Annotated in this window: 14 protein-coding genes; all 14 read left to right on the top strand. The window is 30.8% G+C overall.

Annotation, left to right across the window (positions count from 1 at the left end; translation table 11 throughout):
• The 14 genes from ACJDT4_RS15100 to ACJDT4_RS15165 all read left to right on the top strand — a co-directional run bounded on the left by ACJDT4_RS15100 (position 1) and on the right by ACJDT4_RS15165 (position 13,445).
• Entirely contained in the window at positions 1–897 is an 897-nt protein-coding gene (locus ACJDT4_RS15100) for a nucleotidyltransferase domain-containing protein (RefSeq protein WP_406788404.1), read from the top strand.
• A gap of 8 nt (positions 898–905) precedes the next feature.
• The gene (gene pdxR / locus ACJDT4_RS15105; protein WP_406788405.1) at positions 906–2,306 is read left to right on the top strand and encodes a MocR-like pyridoxine biosynthesis transcription factor PdxR; all 1,401 of its coding nucleotides are present in this window, start codon (positions 906–908) and stop codon (positions 2,304–2,306) included.
• 16 nt (positions 2,307–2,322) lie between these two features.
• Positions 2,323–2,967, top strand: coding sequence for a YigZ family protein (locus tag ACJDT4_RS15110; protein ID WP_406788406.1), 645 nt, complete (start codon positions 2,323–2,325; stop codon positions 2,965–2,967).
• A gap of 97 nt (positions 2,968–3,064) precedes the next feature.
• Positions 3,065–3,805: a YebC/PmpR family DNA-binding transcriptional regulator gene (locus ACJDT4_RS15115; protein WP_406788407.1), complete on the top strand. Its 741-nt coding sequence runs from the start codon at positions 3,065–3,067 to the stop codon at positions 3,803–3,805.
• A gap of 98 nt (positions 3,806–3,903) precedes the next feature.
• Positions 3,904–4,815: a DMT family transporter gene (locus ACJDT4_RS15120; protein ID WP_406788408.1), complete on the top strand. Its 912-nt coding sequence runs from the start codon at positions 3,904–3,906 to the stop codon at positions 4,813–4,815.
• Positions 4,816–4,943: 128 nt separating this feature from the next.
• Positions 4,944–6,104, top strand: a complete 1,161-nt coding sequence (locus ACJDT4_RS15125) for a LuxE/PaaK family acyltransferase (protein WP_406788409.1) — start codon at positions 4,944–4,946, stop codon at positions 6,102–6,104.
• Entirely contained in the window at positions 6,094–7,446 is a 1,353-nt protein-coding gene (locus ACJDT4_RS15130; protein WP_406788410.1) for an aldehyde dehydrogenase family protein, read from the top strand. The genes ACJDT4_RS15125 and ACJDT4_RS15130 overlap by 11 nt, the downstream gene beginning before the upstream one ends.
• 506 nt (positions 7,447–7,952) lie before the next feature.
• On the top strand, positions 7,953–8,603 hold the full coding sequence (locus tag ACJDT4_RS15135; protein ID WP_406788411.1) for a hypothetical protein: 651 nt from the start codon (positions 7,953–7,955) through the stop codon (positions 8,601–8,603).
• An 81-nt stretch (positions 8,604–8,684) separates the two neighbouring features.
• Positions 8,685–9,293, top strand: coding sequence for a Holliday junction branch migration protein RuvA (ruvA, locus tag ACJDT4_RS15140; protein ID WP_406788412.1), 609 nt, complete (start codon positions 8,685–8,687; stop codon positions 9,291–9,293).
• A 12-nt stretch (positions 9,294–9,305) separates the two neighbouring features.
• Positions 9,306–10,349: a Holliday junction branch migration DNA helicase RuvB gene (ruvB, locus tag ACJDT4_RS15145; RefSeq protein WP_406788413.1), complete on the top strand. Its 1,044-nt coding sequence runs from the start codon at positions 9,306–9,308 to the stop codon at positions 10,347–10,349.
• A 31-nt stretch (positions 10,350–10,380) separates the two neighbouring features.
• Positions 10,381–11,406 carry a tRNA preQ1(34) S-adenosylmethionine ribosyltransferase-isomerase QueA gene (gene queA, locus ACJDT4_RS15150; RefSeq protein ID WP_406788414.1) on the top strand — a complete coding sequence of 342 codons (1,026 nt, stop codon included), beginning with the start codon at positions 10,381–10,383 and terminating at the stop codon, positions 11,404–11,406.
• Between the two features lie 19 nt (positions 11,407–11,425).
• Positions 11,426–12,556 (top strand): tRNA guanosine(34) transglycosylase Tgt, encoded by a 1,131-nt coding sequence (gene tgt, locus ACJDT4_RS15155; protein WP_406788415.1) that lies wholly within the window; start codon positions 11,426–11,428, stop codon positions 12,554–12,556.
• A gap of 122 nt (positions 12,557–12,678) precedes the next feature.
• Positions 12,679–12,963, top strand: coding sequence for a preprotein translocase subunit YajC (gene yajC / locus ACJDT4_RS15160; RefSeq protein ID WP_406788416.1), 285 nt, complete (start codon positions 12,679–12,681; stop codon positions 12,961–12,963).
• Between the two features lie 113 nt (positions 12,964–13,076).
• Entirely contained in the window at positions 13,077–13,445 is a 369-nt protein-coding gene (locus ACJDT4_RS15165; protein ID WP_406788417.1) for a TIGR04086 family membrane protein, read from the top strand.
• The last annotated feature ends 31 nt before the right edge of the window (positions 13,446–13,476 follow it).

Raw genomic sequence — 13,476 nt, forward strand, 5'->3', positions numbered from 1 at the left:
ATGGAAAAGACTATTTTGCAGTATCAAAAAGCATATCTATCCACAATTGATAAATTAAAGTCAAATAAAAGTGTTCTTGCAGTTATGGTATTTGGAAGTATGATATCCGGGGATTTATGGGATGGATCAGATATAGATTTTTTTGTAATAATAGATGAAGAGCTTAAGATTATAAAAAATATCTATACAGAGGAAAATGAAATATCAGTTCATATAAAACTTATAGGAAAGAATAAGTTTTTAATGCTCAATGAAAATGATCTTAAAGGAGGATTTTTTCATAGGATATTTGCATCTTCAAAACTTGTTTTTTCCAAGGATATAGAAATAACTGCAAGATATGATAGTGGAAGATATTATCCTGATGTTGATAGAAAAAAATGGAATATGGTTTATTTAGGAAATGCTATAAAGAGTATGGATAACTGTAAGAAGAGTCTTACAAGTGGAAGCATATATATTGCCTATTGCGAAATTTTTAAATGTATTGGGGAATTTGCAAAACTATACGTAAATTACTCTGGGTATATGATAAACAAGGATGCAGTAACTATGCTTACCAATGCTGATGAAAAATTTAAAAAATGCATCGATGCACTGATATTTCAAAAAGAAAATATAGAAGAATCTATAAAGAGTACGATTGATTATATAGAGGCCATGATAAATTCAAATATTAAGGGAATATCAGATATATTAATTGATTATATGAGGAAAAAAGATTGCTTTTTAAGTGAAGAGGATATAAATAGTGATCCTATTTTTAAAGGGTTTGATATAAATTCAGAAGAAATATTAAATAAATTATGGCAGCTTAATATTATAAAGAAAAAAAGTAGAGAGTATAAATTAAAGAATAATGTATGTTTGATAAGTGAAAATGTATATTATATATAGGTGAATTTATGGAAAAGTATAAAATGGATTTTAAGGAAGAAGTGCCTAAATATATTCAAATTTCAAAACATATAAAGTCACTTATTGAAACAGGAAAAGTAAAGAATGAAGAAAAGTTGCCAACTATAAGGGTACTTGCAAAAATGCTTAGCGTAAATAATGATACTATAATAAGTGCATATAAAAAGCTTAAAAACGAAGGATATGCATATATAAAAATGGGAAGCGGAACATATGCTAAAGCAAAGGACGCATATGTAAAACTAAAAAAAGATTACTCTGATTTATTTAAAAAAATGGATAAAAAGAAATTTGATATGTATGTAGACTTTGCAGAAGAAAATCCATGTGGAGAATATTTTCCTATTGAGAATTTTAAAAGTGTGGTAAATGAAGTTTTAACCAGAGATGGACTTAATGCTCTTGTTTATCAAGAGACACTAGGATATGAGGGACTTAGAAATAGTATAAGTAAATACTTATGGCATGGAGCTATTGATGAGGATAAAATAATTATAGTATCAGGTGCACAGCAGGGAATAGATATAATATCTAAAGCAATTGTAAACATAAACGATAATGTTGCTGTCGAAAAACCTACTTATAGTGGAGCTTTGTCTGTATTTAAGTGGAGAAGAGCTAATATATTTGAAATTAATTTAAATGATGATGGTATAGATTTAGATGAATTTGAAAAAGTGCTGAAGAAAAATTATATAAAATGTTTTTATACTATGACCTATTTTCAAAATCCAACAGGTATCTCCTACAGTACTGAAAAAAAAAGGGAAATATTAAAACTTGCTGATAAATATGATTTTTATATTATTGAAGACGATTATCTCTCAGAAATCCAATATAAAGACGATTTTGGATATATAAGCTTTAAAAGTTTAGATACCAAAGACAGGGTAATATATATAAAAAGTTTTTCAAAAATATTTCTTCCGGGTATTAGAATAGGGTATCTTATAATGCCAGATTTGCTTGTAGAGCAGATAGAAAATTCAAAGATGACTACAGATATATCAACATCAAGCCTTATGCAAAGGGCATTAGATTTATATATCAAACATGGATATTGGAGAAGCTATATAAGTAAAATAAACAGTCTGTTTAAAGCTAGATATTATTATATGCATGATAAATTGGAAGATATACTTGGAAATAAGGTGAAAGTTAATGACCCATGTGGAGGTTTTAGTTTTTACTTAAAAATAAGTGATAGCATAAATTTAAATTGTACTGATTTATTTTATAGGTGCAAGAAGGAAAAAGTGTTAATAACTCCTGGTGTATTTTTTTATAAAAATAATGATGACGGATTAAAGTATTTTAAAGTTGGATTTTCTAAAACTGATGAAGATAAAATATTAAAAGGAATTAATATAATAAATAGTATTTTGTAGTGGAGTGTAGATAAGTATGAGTTATTTTACAATAATAAAAGAATCTTGCGTGCAATTTGAAGAAAGAAAATCCATTTTTATTGGCCATGCAAAGCGCGTTGAAACAGAAGATGAAGCAAAGAAATTTGTGAGCGAAGTAAAAAAGGAACATAAAGATGCTACTCATAATGTGTATGCCTATATAATCGGAAGGGATATGCTTACACAAAAGTGTACTGATGATGGAGAACCACAGGGTACAGCAGGAGTACCAGTTTTGGATGTTATTAAAAAGAATGGTATAACAGATACGGTAATAGTTGTAACTAGATATTTTGGTGGAATACTTTTAGGAACAGGGGGACTTGTTAGGGCATATTCAAAGGGAGCGTCGGAAGCTATAAATGACAGCGGAATAGTAGAAAGGGTGAAAGGTGTAACTATTAATGTAATTACAACTTATGAGCTTTTAGGAAAAGTTCAATATCACTTTTCAACTAAGAACTGGTATATTGAAAATATAGAATATACCGATAAGGTTAAAATATCATTTAATTACGAGAGTAAGTATGTAGAAGCCATAAAATCAGAACTGCTAGAACTTTGCTCTGGAAAATGCGATTTTCAGATTGAAGAAGAAAAGTATTATTTTAAAGGGAAAGATAGATTGATAATGGAATAATTGAACTTAAAACTATATTTGTGCTATAATATTAATCGTGACTGTGAATATGTTATACATATTTGTAATATATAGATGTGCGTTAGGAGGAAAAGGTATGTCAGGACATTCAAAGTGGCATAATATTCAAGCTAAAAAAGGTAAAATTGATGCTAAAAGAGGAAAGATATTTACAAAACTAGGTAAGGAAATAGCTGTTGCTGTTAAAACAGGTGGAGCTAATCCTGATGGAAATTCAAAATTAAGAGATTGCATAGCTAAAGCTAAAGCAGCTAATATGCCAATGGATACAATAACAAAGGCAATAAAAAAAGGTTCAGGTGACATGGAAGGTGTAACCTATGAAGAAATAATGTATGAAGGTTATGGACCAGCTGGAGTTGCTATGCTTGTCAATGTTTTAACTGATAATAGAAACAGAAGCGCAAGTGATGTAAGGTGCTTATTTGATAGAAATGGTGGAAATTTAGGAGCTAATGGCTGTGTATCATGGATGTTTCAAAGAAAGGGACAGATAGTGATACAGAGACAGGATGGCATGGATGAAGATGAGCTCATGATGAAAGTATTAGAATTAGGTGCAGAAGATTTTGCAGCTGAAGAAGAGGTATTTGTAATTACTACGTCTCAAGAGGATTTTTCAAGTGTAAGAGAAGCTCTTGAAAAAGAAAATTTTGAATTTGAATCTGCTGAGCTAACTATGATACCTGATAACACAGTTAGTTTATCTATGGAAGATGCGGAAAGAGTTCAGAAACTAGTTGATAAGATTGAAGACAATGATGATGTTCAGAATGTTTGGCACAATGCTGAATTCCCTGAGGATTTTGAGGAATAGTTTTTATAATTATAGAATTCTATTAGATACTTTCATAAAATATATCTGCGAGTATATTTTTTGAAAGTATTTTTTTATAATAAATGGGGGCATAAAAGATGATGAAAAAATATAAGTATTACATATTCCTTGTACTTGCTGCTTTAATATGGGGATTTGCTTTTGTAGCTCAAAGAGTTGGCATGAAGTATATAGCACCATTTGCATACAATGGCATAAGATTTGCACTTGGGGCATTTTCTTTATTACCTATAATGTTTTTTCAAAATAAATCTTTTAACGAAAAAAAAAGTGTTAATAAAAAGAGATATTTTGTTTATGGAGCAATTGCGGGGATTTTGTTATTCGCTGGTTCAACCCTTCAGCAAATAGGTTTAATACATACAGAGGCAGGAAAAGCTGGTTTTATTACTGATTTGTATATAGTAATTGTGCCTATGATGGGAATAGTTGTGGTAAAAGATAAAATAAAGGCTAGTTCTATAATTGGTGCGTTAGTTGCAGCTGTTGGTTTATACTTTCTGTGTGTAAATAAGAAATTTTCTATATCCCAAAGCGATTTCTTGGTGTTCGCAAGTGCTTTTTTCTTTGCAGTTCATATTTTGTTTATAGATTATGTATCGCAGAAGATAAATTCTTTAAAACTGGCTTTTTTACAATATTTTACATGTTCACTTATAAGTCTAGTGATTTCTTTTATTATGGAAAAGATAAGTATTCAAAATATATTAAGTTCTTCGATTCCAATTATATATGGAGGGGTTTTTTCTGTTGGAATTGCGTATACTCTTCAGATTGTAGGGCAAAAAGGAGTAGAACCAACAAGCGCATCAATTATACTTAGTTTAGAATCTGTATTTGCTGCGCTAGGAGGATTTTTAATTTTAAATGAAAGACTTGAGGAAAAAGCTATAGTTGGATGTATATTAATGTTTTTGGGAATTATTATATCTCAAATAAAAATTAATTATACTGGTAAGTCTAAAATTACAATAAACCATAATAAATAAAGAAGATATTAGATAAGTTGCCATAAATTTCATAAAACATGTAATTATAGGATTTTACATTTAAAAACAAAAAATGTACTATGTAGTTAATGTAATAAATTACATAATTTAGGAATGGGGGAATATTTATGGGCAACTTAGATTTTTTATGTGACTTTAAAGAGAATATTGTTGACCAGTACGAGAAATGTAAGGCGTATAAAGTAATATGCGATAGCCAGAATTACAATCCTACAACTGACTTTTCAGATGAAGGCAGTATAGAAAAGGTTCCTTTTTTAGTTACAACTGTTTTTAAAAAATCTGCTGATTTATTTTATAATCTTTTAAGAGTGTCTCCTAGTGAACTTGACAAGTGGACTGTTTCAAGCAGTACTAGCGGAGATCCAAGCATAGTAGGAAGAAGAAATGAGGATATCTTAAAATTAAAAGAAGTAGTTTCGCTCGATAACAAAATACTTGATCCATATTGCGATTATAACTGTGTTTTTTATCCTACGCCATATGATATGAAGAATTATAGAAGTATAAAAATAATGAACAAACCAACTGAATCCTATATAGGAAATATGCTCGATATATTTTCTGAAATATTCGATCTAAAGTACAATCCAATATTCTTACTTAAACCTTATGAGGGAGAATTTAGAATTGATATTGATGCTTTTGAAGATTTTATAAAAACTCATAATAAAAAAAATCATCATCTTGCATTAAGGGGATCCACAATACTTATTTACAATGCAGTTCAGTACCTTAAGAAATATATGAAACCAGTGCAGCTTGGAGCAAAAGCTCTGGTTCATACTGGAGGTGGTGGATGGGATGGAAAAAAAGGAAGCATATCTATAGGTAGTAAAATAGAAAGATGGAAGTTTGTAGAGGAAGTATCGGAGTTTTTAGGAATTCCACAGGAAAATTTTGTTGATACGTATTCTTTTACTGAAAATAGTTTCCCAATAACAGGTCATTATTCATCCAAATTTAAGAGTTATCTTTTCCACATTCCTAGATGGGGAAGAGTTATTATAAGAGATGTTAAAACTTTAAAGCCGCTTCATAATGTTCATGACAGAGGTTTGTTGCAGATGTTAAATGCCTATGGTACATCATCTTTTGCTGGAGCATCTGTACTTGTAGATGATCTTGCAGAAATAGTTTCAAATGACAGGTGCCCAGAATGTGGAAGAGAGGGTATGGTCATTAAAATACTTGGAAGAGTTAAGGGCTCTGAAGCAAAAGGTTGTGGTGCAACTCTTAATGTAGGGGGGAATAAAAGTGAAAATTAATTATGGATGTGGTAGCAAGGTTGTAAGTAAAAGTTTCGGAGATTTAGAATTAGAGTTAAATGTGTCTAGTGAGCAAGATATCTTAAATGAAGTAGAAAAACTTAATAAAAATAAAGATAAAATCCATGAAGTAAATACACAAACCACAATTGCTTTACTGGATAGATGTGCAAGAAAATGGCTTGATAGAGAATATTCTAGGGAAAGTGTACAAGTACTATCTAAAATAACTAATCAAAGTATTGAACTTATAGAATATGAAATGCAAAATAATATGAAGATGTTGCTTAAGGAAAATATAGAGAAAACAATTGAGGAAGAATTAGGACATTTGAACATAATGGATAGATGGATAAAAACTAGCTATGGATATGCACATAGGCAGCCAAGGGGATTAGTTTTTCACAACATATCAGGTAATGCATTTGTAGTTGTTATTATGAGTATTGCAATGGGACTGTTATCTAAAAACTGCAATTTGGTTAAGGTATCGGCAGATGAGCCTTATTTTTCATATGCTTTTTATAAAAGTTTGTGTGAAATTGATGAAACAGTAAAGGACAGACTTTCAATTGTTTATTTTGATAGTAGAGAAAAAGACATATACGAAGCCATAATAAGTAGAAGTGATTGTGTAGTGCATTGGGGTGGAGAAAAATCTAGTGCGATAATGGCAAGTTTATGTACAAAATATAAGAAACATATAATAATGCATGGAGCTAAAATTAGTTTTGAAGTTATCGATAAAGCAGATGATATATCAAAATGTACCCAAGCTATTGCTAAAGATATTGTATGTTGGGAACAAAAGGCATGCTTATCGCCAAGGATAGTGTTTATAAACAAAAATATAGATTTAGAAAAATTCTCAGAGGAACTTTCAGGTAATCTGAGAGAAATGACAAATAGTGTACCAAAGGTATATTTCAATGCTTGGAATTCTGTTAAGACAATTCAAGACAGACAATATTGCTTGATTAAACATGGTTTAAAGGAGAATAATGCAAAATTATATGCATCATATAATTCTGACTATACTGTGATACTTAGCAAAGACATGCCTGATAAGGAAGATATAAATAGGTGCTTTTATAGATTTGTGTTTATATGCCCATATTCTAGTGATGATGAAGTATATGAATACGTAAAAGAAAATATTATAGATTACCTTCAGACTATGGGATACAGTGGAGATAATGAAAAATTTATTGAAAAAATGACGTTGCTTGGTGTTAGTATAGTTACGAAACCAGGATATATGACATTGCATTATCCTGGAACATCACATGATGGCATTCACAATCTTTATGATATGACATTACTTGTAAGCAGACAACTTTGATTATAGATAGACAACTTGAAACTTGAAAGTTACAAATTCCAAGCTTATCCTATTAAACTGGAATTTATTTCAGTGAACATTTGACAGAGGACAATTGACAGTTAAGGATGATTCAACTTTCGTTTCTCTCAGGTAGATCTTAAAGCTTAATAGTGTTAGCTGCGCCGAACATTATATTTTAAGCGCTTCGCGCGCATTAAGTTTAAGATTTTTCAAAGCATAGCGGAGAAAAATCATCCTTTACTGTCCTCTGTACTCTAAGCAAAATCTTAGATTTACGGGATAAATTTGGTGTTAGTCATTTCAAACTTTCAAATTGTCTATCTATATTTATGATAAAGTGTAAATTTTATTTTACATAAACTATATTGTGTTGCAATTTTATATATAGTTGATATATAATATACAACGTGATGTTTTATAGTGATTATACTAATTTAAAATGTATAATTGTTGAATAAAAAATAAATAAATGTCAATACTATCCAATATATAGGAGGGATAGTATGGCATTACGTAAAAAAATTGCAATTGTATGTATAATTTTATTTGTTGTTTTTTCTACTTTTTTTTGTATAGGATATAAAAATAATATAATTGGAATGTTATCATCGGGAAAAAGTAAAATAGGAAATATTGTGAGTGAAATAACAGGTAAAAGCAAAACTAAAAAATCAAAATATGTTTCGGCTGGAAATGATAATAAAGGTGTTGGAGATTCATTTGTAATATTAAAAGAACAATTTAATGTTACTTTTAATCCTAATGATGAAACTCAAAATAGTGTTTTAAAGTTTAGCAAGGAAACAAGTGCTAAGCATGAAAAGAAGCAGAGTATGTCTAGAGATGAACTTACTAAAAGTTATGAAAAAGAAGGATATACTGTAATATGGGACAATGATAGAAAAATTGAAGTTATAAAAAATAATTATATAAATAATCCTGAAGTTGATGGGGTTTTTGTATTAATGCCGAGTCAAAAAGATAATCTTATAGATGTATATAAGGTTGGTAATAAAGGTCAGCTTGAAAACACTAATACTGTTGCTTATAAAAAGATAAGTGATTTAAAAGCAGAAACTGTTTTGCAGCTTAAAAAAGGCTTATTGGTTTTTGGATCTAAAAATGATGCTAAAAAACTTGCAGGCTATGATTAGTCTGTAGGTTTTCTTTTGCTATTACATAAATATGAGTTTATAGCTTGGTTTTATAGATTCGTGTAAAAGGACGTGTTATATGTGTATGAGTATATAAAAGGTAAATTCATTGGGATAAATAAAGATTACATAGTTATAGAAAACAATGGTATAGGCTACAAGGTCTTTACTTCAGGCAATACCATGGCGAATATGCCTAAAAGCGGTGAAGATGTACTTATTTATCTTATGCAAATAGTAAGGGAAGATTTCATAGGTCTTTATGGATTCTATACGCAGGAAGAACTTGAAATGTTTAATAAGTTGTTAACTATAAATGGAGTTGGTGCAAAAGCATCACTGTCTCTTTTGTCAATTTGTACTGTAGATAAGCTTAAGTATTCAATTGTAACAAGTGATGAGAAAATGCTTGTAAAGGCACCTGGTATAGGCAAAAAAATGGCGCAAAGAATAATTCTTGAATTAAAAGATAAGATAAATTCACAGGAAATGAATATAGAAAACTTAGATAATGATGCAGCCTATAGCAGCGAAGAATTTGACAAGAATAAAAAAATTTCTGATGCTAAGCTTGCACTTATTTCTTTAGGATATTCTGAAAAAGAGGCAGGCAAAGCTGTTGACATGGTGGACAAGAATGAAAGCATAGAAAATATTATAAAGAGCTGTTTGAAATCTTTAATGAATTGATGGTGATTAAGTATGGAAGATAGAATTCTGACAGCATTAAATTTAGGTGATGATTCTTACGAATATAGCTTAAGACCTCAAAGCTTAAAAGAATATATAGGTCAGGATAAAGTAAAAGAAAAAATGAATATATTTGTAACAGCTGCAAGAAGGAGAAAGGAAGCATTAGACCATGTGCTGCTTTATGGACCTCCTGGTCTTGGAAAAACAACGTTAGCTAATATAATAGCTAAGGAAATGGGAGGAAATCTTAAAATCACATCTGGGCCTGCTATTGAAAGGGCTGGTGATTTAGCAGCTATACTTACAGGGCTTTCTGAGTTTGATGTACTTTTTATAGATGAAATACACAGACTTAATAGAAGTGTTGAAGAAATACTTTATCCAGCAATGGAGGATTATGCTCTTGATATAATAATAGGAAAGGGCGCTGCTGCTAAATCAATAAGATTGGATTTGCCTAAGTTTACGCTTATAGGAGCTACAACTAGAGTTGGACTTCTAACCTCACCTTTAAGAGATAGATTTGGAGTATTATGCCCTATGGAGTTTTATACTAGTGAAGAACTTAAGGAAATTATAATCAGATCATCTTCTATCTTAAATGTAAAAATTGATGAAGAAGCTGCTTATGAAATATCAAGGCGATCAAGGGGAACTCCTAGAATAGCAAATAGACTTCTAAAGAGGGTAAGAGACTACTCTGAAGTTAAAGGTAAGGGCACCATAGACTTAGATTCTTCAAAAAAGGCTCTTGAGCTTTTAGAGGTTGATAAAGAAGGTTTTGACAGCATTGACAATAAAATAATTGAAGCAGTAGTAGATAATTTTAATGGTGGACCTGTTGGAATAGAAACTTTGGCCTATTTTATAGGAGAGGAATTAGATACGATTGAAGATGTATATGAACCATATCTTTTGCAAAAAGGTTTTATTATTAGAACACCTAGAGGAAGAGTTGCAACTGAAAAGGCTTATAAACATTTAAATAGACCTTATAGAAAAAATATTGATGGGAGACAATGTTCAGTATTTGATAAGGAAAAAAATCAGTAAATGTACATATAAATGAAAGGAAGTTTGAATTTTGGAACTAAAGGATTTTGATTATTATTTACCAAAGGAATTAATTGCACAGCACCCGTCAAGCGTAAGAGATGAGTGCAGGCTTATGGTACTTGATAAAAGAACAGGAGAAATTGAACATAAAATTTTTAAGGATATAATAGATTATTTAAACCCTGGAGATTGCATGGTTTTAAATGATACTAGAGTTATGCCGGCTAGATTAATTGGTTCTAAAAAGGAAACGGGTGGAAAAATTGAATTTTTGCTTCTTAAAAGGCTTGATGGAGACAATTGGGAAACACTTGTTAAACCTGGTAAAAGAGCAAAGGTTGGAACTGTTTTTACTTTTGGTGATGGAAGCTTAGAAGCTGAGGTGAAAAAAGTTTGCGATGATGGTAATAGAATTATAGAATTTCATTATGAAGGCATTTTTGAAGAGATTCTAGATAAACTTGGAGAAATGCCATTGCCACCATACATAACTGAAAGATTAGAAGATAAAGAACAGTACCAAACGGTTTATTCTAAAAATGAGGGCTCAGCGGCGGCACCTACTGCAGGACTTCATTTTACAGAGGAGCTATTAGCTAAAATACGAGATAAGGGAATAAAAATTGTATTTTTAACTCTACATGTTGGCTTGGGCACGTTTAGACCAGTAAAGGTTGATAAAATTGAAGAGCATCATATGCATTCAGAATATTATATTTTATCAAAGGAAAGTGCAGATATTATAAATACAACTAAGGAAAATGGTGGAAAAGTAATTTCTGTGGGGACTACATCAACAAGAACTTTGGAAACAATAGCCAGTGAAGATGGAAGAGTTAGAGAGCAGTCAGGCTGGACGGATATTTATATATACCCAGGATATAAATATAAAATTGTAGATGCTCTTATAACTAATTTTCACTTACCTGAATCAACTTTGATAATGCTTGTAAGTGCACTTAGTACAAGGGAGATAATACTAAATGCTTATGAAAAAGCTGTTAAAGAAAGATATAGATTTTTTAGTTTTGGAGATGCTATGTTTATAAAATAGCTTGAGGAGGAATAAAAAGTTGTATAAACTTTTGAAAAAAACAGGAAAAGTAAGAAGAGGGCAGTTTATAACACCCCATGGAGTTATAGAGACACCTGTATTTATGAATGTAGGAACTTTGGCTGCTATCAAGGGAGCAGTGTCATCAGAGGATTTGGAGAAAATAGGATGCCAGGTGGAGCTTTCAAACACGTATCATTTAAGCTTGAGACCTGGAGATGAAGTTGTTAGAAAACTTGGAGGACTTCATAAATTTATGAATTGGAATAAGCCAATTCTTACAGATTCCGGTGGCTTTCAAGTGTTCTCACTTGCAAATATAAGGCAGATTAAAGAAGAAGGAGTGTATTTCAATTCTCATATAGATGGAAGAAAGATTTTTATGGGACCTGAAGAGAGTATGAGAATTCAGAGTAATCTAGGTTCTACAATTGCTATGGCATTTGACGAGTGTGTAAAAAACCCATCACCTAGAGAATACGTTATGAAATCTGTTGAAAGAACAACAAGATGGCTTGTAAGATGTAAAAATGAAATGGATAGGCTAAATTCTCTTGAGGACACTATAAACAAAAAGCAGATGCTATTTGGAATAAATCAAGGTGGAGTTTATGATGATATAAGAATAGAACATGCTAAGGAAATAACTAAAATGAATCTTGATGGTTATGCTATAGGTGGTCTTGCAGTTGGGGAAACTCACGAAGAGATGTATAGAGTAATAGATTCTGTTGTTCCATATCTCCCTCAGGATAAACCTATATATTTGATGGGAGTCGGTCTTCCAAGTAACATATTAGAAGCAGTGTCTAGAGGAGTAGATTTTTTCGACTGTGTTTTGCCTGCTAGAAATGGAAGGCATGCGCATGTATTTACTAAGTATGGAAAGATAAATTTGAATAATGCTAAATATGAGTTGGATGATTCTCCTATAGATGAGGGATGTGACTGCCCAACCTGCAGAAGATATACAAGAGCCTATATAAGACATTTGTTTAAAGCAAAAGAAATGCTTGCAATGAGACTTTGTGTTTTACATAATCTCTATTTTTATAATAAACTTATGAAAGATATAAGAGATGCTATTGATGGAGATTACTTTGAAGAATTTAAAGAAGAAAAACTAAGACTCTGGGATGGTAGAGCTTAAAAGTGCTAATTAACTAGTTATGAACTCTAAATTTTAACAAAATCTAAAAGGTAAAATTACATATTATTGGGTTTTGTTAAAAATTTTAAGATAAATATATAATAAAATAAAGGAGTGATAGTATGTCAGCAACAGCTATGACAATTATCTATTTTGTAGTTATACTTGGAATTTTTTATTTAGCTTTATGGGTTCCGGAATCAAGAAGAAAAAAGAAATTTAAGCAAATGATGGATTCTCTTAGAGTAAACGATGAGATTGTTACACGTGGAGGAATATTAGGCAAGGTTGTGAACATGCAGGATGATTATGTTATTATCCAAAGTGGTCCAGATAAAGCTAGGCTAAAAGTGCAGAGGAATGCAATAGGAAATATACTAACTAAAAAAGCTGAAGAGACTAAATAGAATACAATCTTTAGTAATAAAAAATCTCTTGTCCACATAAATAATATTAAAAACAATTTGAGGTATTTTAAGGAAAATGGTTTTTTATTAATTGGGCAGGAGGTGTTTTATTAATGGACAATATGAAAATATGTATTTCAGCATCACTGGGGGTTTTAAGGGCATTTGTAATCACACTTATTGTGATTTTGATATTTGCTTTTGTAGCAACTAAAGTTCACTTTTCAGACGGTATAACTAATATGATAATTATGGTTTCCACGCTCATAAGTATAATGTATGGTTCTATTTATGCATCTAAAAAGTCTGGCAGAAAGGGATGGCTTAACGGACTTTTAGTTGGAGGACTTTATATTGTTATTTTCTATATCGTGTCCATCATATGTGGTTCAAGCAGTAAGCTTGAAGTCAGAGATTTTGTAAGGGTAGTTTTGGCGGTTTTAGTTGGAACCCTTTCTGGAATGCTTGGAATAAATATTTAATGTTCATGTAGGATTAGGCTAATTAGCAATA

The sequence above is a fragment of the Clostridium neuense genome, assembly GCF_045310695.1.
Lineage (GTDB): Bacteria > Bacillota > Clostridia > Clostridiales > Clostridiaceae > Clostridium_S > Clostridium_S neuense.

Coding starts and splice junctions, on each gene's coding strand:
- ACJDT4_RS15100 (WP_406788404.1), top strand. CDS start 1: ATGGAAAAGACTATTTTGCAGTATCAAAAAGCATATCTATCCACAATT.
- pdxR (WP_406788405.1), top strand. CDS start 906: ATGGAAAAGTATAAAATGGATTTTAAGGAAGAAGTGCCTAAATATATT.
- ruvB (WP_406788413.1), top strand. CDS start 9,306: ATGGAAGATAGAATTCTGACAGCATTAAATTTAGGTGATGATTCTTAC.
- ACJDT4_RS15115 (WP_406788407.1), top strand. CDS start 3,065: ATGTCAGGACATTCAAAGTGGCATAATATTCAAGCTAAAAAAGGTAAA.
- ACJDT4_RS15110 (WP_406788406.1), top strand. CDS start 2,323: ATGAGTTATTTTACAATAATAAAAGAATCTTGCGTGCAATTTGAAGAA.
- ACJDT4_RS15125 (WP_406788409.1), top strand. CDS start 4,944: ATGGGCAACTTAGATTTTTTATGTGACTTTAAAGAGAATATTGTTGAC.
- ACJDT4_RS15165 (WP_406788417.1), top strand. CDS start 13,077: ATGGACAATATGAAAATATGTATTTCAGCATCACTGGGGGTTTTAAGG.
- ACJDT4_RS15120 (WP_406788408.1), top strand. CDS start 3,904: ATGATGAAAAAATATAAGTATTACATATTCCTTGTACTTGCTGCTTTA.
- ACJDT4_RS15135 (WP_406788411.1), top strand. CDS start 7,953: ATGGCATTACGTAAAAAAATTGCAATTGTATGTATAATTTTATTTGTT.
- yajC (WP_406788416.1), top strand. CDS start 12,679: ATGTCAGCAACAGCTATGACAATTATCTATTTTGTAGTTATACTTGGA.